Raw genomic sequence first — 2,945 nt, forward strand, 5'->3', positions numbered from 1 at the left:
CCCGACCAGGAACGAACCCGCACCAGCGACAACACCACGCCCAACTGTTGCTGCACCAGCTCCCGAACCCCCCGATCCGGCAACCCCCGGTGCAGTGACAACACTGCCCGCCCACACTCAAGCCACCGTCCGGACAACCTCAAGACCCCATCGAGAACCCCCGAAGATTCCACCCGCCGCCCACCCCTCCCACCACATCGCCTGCGGTAACACACATCGCCTGCGGAGGAACGCAGGCAATGTGCGTTACGACAGGCGATGTCGAACGCCGGAGGAGCCGATCCCCCCGCTCGCATGCCACGATCGGGGGATGGACGCAATCGGCATCGACCCGCGCGATCAAACCTGGGAGATCGACCGTCCGCGGTATCGGGTGTACTTCCACGACGCCGGCGGCGCATCGGAGGAGTACGAACTGTCCGGAGCCGACGTCGACGCGGTACTGGCCTGGGCGGAACAGCAGCGTGGAAGCCGGACCTATGTCGTCTACGCCTGCGTCCCCGAGGACGGGCTCGGGCTGATCCGCCTCGTGGGACACGACCCCAACGACTCGGACTCCTCCGCCAGATAGGCCGGCATCCAGGGTGGGCCCACTGGGAATCGAACCCAGAACCCGCGGTTTCGCAGCTTCGGCTTGTGGCGGTGGCGGCGTGATGTACGGCTACGGCGAGACCCCGATCACCCCGGAGACCGTCTACACCGATGCCGAGTTGGCGTCGCAGCAACCGCCCGGTACCTGCTCGTGCTGCTGGCGCACTCTGATCGAGGAGGCCATCTGCAACCAGTCCTCGCACGCCGGTGTCTGCCGCGACTGCGACTACTGCTTGGAGCACACCGCATGAGCGGCCCGCGTCCGCTGATCCTCGTGCATCAGCTGGTTGGTGCGTTCTCGACGTCGTGTGGCCGGTTTGCTGGTCAGCGTCGGTTCGATGCCCAGCTGCGCACGTTCGTGCAGGACTCGGCGCACTTGTCGTTGCCGTCGCCGGAATTCGATCTACCCGGCAGGGTGATTTCTTGCCGGGCCTGCCTGGATATCGTGGCCGGACATGCATTCTCTGATTCATGAGTGGCGAGTATGGCTCGCCGCGTCCGGTAAGCCCGCGACCACCATCCGCCTCCGAACCAACCAGCTGCTCCGATTCGCTGAGCATCAGCCGGACCTGGTCGCCGCTTCAACGGCTGACATGCTCGCCTGGATCAGTAACCCGCGATGGGCGGCGGCGACGCGGAAGAGTCACCGGGCAGCGTTGACGTCGTTCTACAGCTGGGCGTGCATGTTCGGCCATCTGGTGGTTGATCCATCGCGGAAGCTGCCGCCGATCCGGGTGCCGCACATGCCGGCCCGGCCAGCACCGGAATCGGCGGTGCGGCGTGCATTGTTGGCGTCCGGGCCGCGTGAACAGCTGATGGTGTCGCTCGCCGCGTTCCACGGGTTGCGGCGCGGCGAGATCGCCCGTATCCACAGCCGCGACGTCGTCGAGGACCTGGCCGGCTGGTCGTTGCGCGTCCACGGCAAGGGCGGCAAGCAGCGCGTGATCCCGCTGTCGGACGACACCGCCGAGCAGCTGCGCGCGACACCGGCCGGCTGGGTGTTCCCGTCGCCGTCCGGTGGCCACCTGACCGACCAGCACGTGGGCAAGCTGATCGCCCGCGTGCTGCCGGACGGCTGGACAGCGCACACACTGCGGCACCGGTTCGCGACCATCGCCTACGCCGGAACTCGTGACCTGCTCGCCGTGCAGGAAATGCTCGGCCACAGCAAACCGGAGACGACGCGCGGCTATGTCCAGCTTCCCCAGACCGCGATGCGCGCCGCGATTCTGGCCGCAGCGTGAGCGAATATGTCGCGCGCACCGGCCCAGCAGCCCTACCCTTTAACCACCACCCACCCAGGAGGAAAGACCATGATCCGTGTTCTGTTTGCCATGCTCGTAGCGCTCACCCTTGTCGGCTGCACAGCGCCGCAGTCGGCGAAACCAGAGTCGACCACCAGCACATCAGCTACGGCGTCAGAAACGCCCAGCAGTGAACCCACCGAAACCGAGCCGGCCGAACCCGCCGAGCCGACAGCGGCCGACTTCGTGTTGAAGGTGAAGACCACCAAGAAGCAGTGCTTCGGCTCGGCCGGCTGCAATGTGTCCATCAAGGTCGACGTCGCCTATGTCGGGGCGGGGAGCGTCGACGATCTGCCGTCGAACGTCGACATCACCTTCGAGGTGAAGGGCGGCGAGGACCCCTACACGTCAACGATCGAACTTGAAGACGGCAAGTACAGCCCGGACAAGACCCTGATCAGCACGAAGACGTCGAAAGCGAAGCTCACAGCGAAGATCACCGACGTCGACTCCTACTGAACCCGTCGGGGGTGCCGGGGTCTCGCCTGATCGGGGGGATCGGGAGGGACGCGAGACCCCGGCACGTTCTCTAGGCGCCGTCGACGGCGCGGCGGATGGCCCGCTCTGGTGTGGCCGGCGTGGTGACGAGATCACGGACACCGGACGCGCTGAGCGCGACGAGCAGACCCCGGCTGATCGTCTGCCACAGGCCCGGCTCCAGGTAGGTGGAGGCGACGGAGATTCCGACACCGAACAGGATCGCGAGCAGCGGCGCCCACTTCGACGCGACACCGAGATCCTTGGCGATGTTCACCAGCGCGACGATCGCGGCGGCGCTGAGCAGCGTGGTGACCGGTTCCATGATGGGCCTCCTAGTAGGTGTGGGCGGGGACGTAGCTGCAGACGAGGCTGAGCTGGCCGGCGGTGTCGACGGTGACGGTGACGGCGACGATGACGTGCTGCCGGCTCGGTGGTGTGCAGGTCACCTTCTGCGGCTTGATGGTTCCGGCAGGGCCCGGGACGCCTTGCGGGCCTCGCTCCCCGGCCGGGCCCTGGACGCCGCCGGGGCCGGCGGCACCCCGTGCACCGCGAGGGCCGGTCGGGCCGCGG

At 67.3% G+C, this 2,945-nt stretch carries 6 protein-coding genes and 1 pseudogene; 5 read left to right on the forward strand and 2 right to left on the reverse strand.

Annotated elements, in window-relative coordinates; all coding sequences use genetic code 11:
- Window positions 1–310 precede the first annotated feature (310 nt).
- The 5 genes from QM582_RS00835 to QM582_RS00855 all read left to right on the forward strand — a co-directional run bounded on the left by QM582_RS00835 (window position 311) and on the right by QM582_RS00855 (window position 2,354).
- The gene (locus tag QM582_RS00835) at window positions 311–571 is read left to right on the forward strand and encodes a hypothetical protein (RefSeq protein ID WP_415080881.1); all 261 of its coding nucleotides are present in this window, start codon (window positions 311–313) and stop codon (window positions 569–571) included.
- Between the two features lie 79 nt (window positions 572–650).
- On the forward strand, window positions 651–842 hold the full coding sequence (locus QM582_RS00840) for a hypothetical protein (RefSeq protein ID WP_415080883.1): 192 nt from the start codon (window positions 651–653) through the stop codon (window positions 840–842).
- Window positions 839–1,066, forward strand: a complete 228-nt coding sequence (locus QM582_RS00845; RefSeq protein WP_415080885.1) for a hypothetical protein — start codon at window positions 839–841, stop codon at window positions 1,064–1,066. Before QM582_RS00840 ends, QM582_RS00845 begins: the two co-directional genes overlap by 4 nt.
- Window positions 1,047–1,835 (forward strand): tyrosine-type recombinase/integrase, encoded by a 789-nt coding sequence (locus tag QM582_RS00850; RefSeq protein ID WP_415080887.1) that lies wholly within the window; start codon window positions 1,047–1,049, stop codon window positions 1,833–1,835. The genes QM582_RS00845 and QM582_RS00850 overlap by 20 nt, the downstream gene beginning before the upstream one ends.
- 69 nt (window positions 1,836–1,904) lie before the next feature.
- Window positions 1,905–2,354, forward strand: coding sequence for a hypothetical protein (locus QM582_RS00855; RefSeq protein ID WP_415080889.1), 450 nt, complete (start codon window positions 1,905–1,907; stop codon window positions 2,352–2,354).
- 70 nt (window positions 2,355–2,424) lie between these two features.
- Here QM582_RS00855 and QM582_RS00860 read toward each other — a convergent pair whose 3' ends face one another.
- Window positions 2,425–2,697 carry a hypothetical protein gene (locus tag QM582_RS00860; RefSeq protein WP_415080891.1) on the reverse strand — a complete coding sequence of 91 codons (273 nt, stop codon included), beginning with the start codon at window positions 2,695–2,697 and terminating at the stop codon, window positions 2,425–2,427.
- A 10-nt stretch (window positions 2,698–2,707) separates the two neighbouring features.
- Window positions 2,708–2,945, reverse strand: a pseudogene (locus tag QM582_RS00865) (hypothetical protein); the annotation flags it as partial.

Source organism: Micropruina sp. (genome assembly GCF_047607385.1).
GTDB lineage: Bacteria > Actinomycetota > Actinomycetes > Propionibacteriales > Propionibacteriaceae > Micropruina.

Bases quoted from the DNA above. Each gene is read 5' to 3' on its own strand.
- QM582_RS00835 (WP_415080881.1), top strand. From the start codon at position 311: ATGGACGCAATCGGCATCGACCCGCGCGATCAAACCTGGGAGATCGAC.
- QM582_RS00845 (WP_415080885.1), top strand. From the start codon at position 839: ATGAGCGGCCCGCGTCCGCTGATCCTCGTGCATCAGCTGGTTGGTGCG.
- QM582_RS00850 (WP_415080887.1), top strand. From the start codon at position 1,047: ATGCATTCTCTGATTCATGAGTGGCGAGTATGGCTCGCCGCGTCCGGT.
- QM582_RS00855 (WP_415080889.1), top strand. From the start codon at position 1,905: ATGATCCGTGTTCTGTTTGCCATGCTCGTAGCGCTCACCCTTGTCGGC.
- QM582_RS00860 (WP_415080891.1), bottom strand. From the start codon at position 2,697: ATGGAACCGGTCACCACGCTGCTCAGCGCCGCCGCGATCGTCGCGCTG.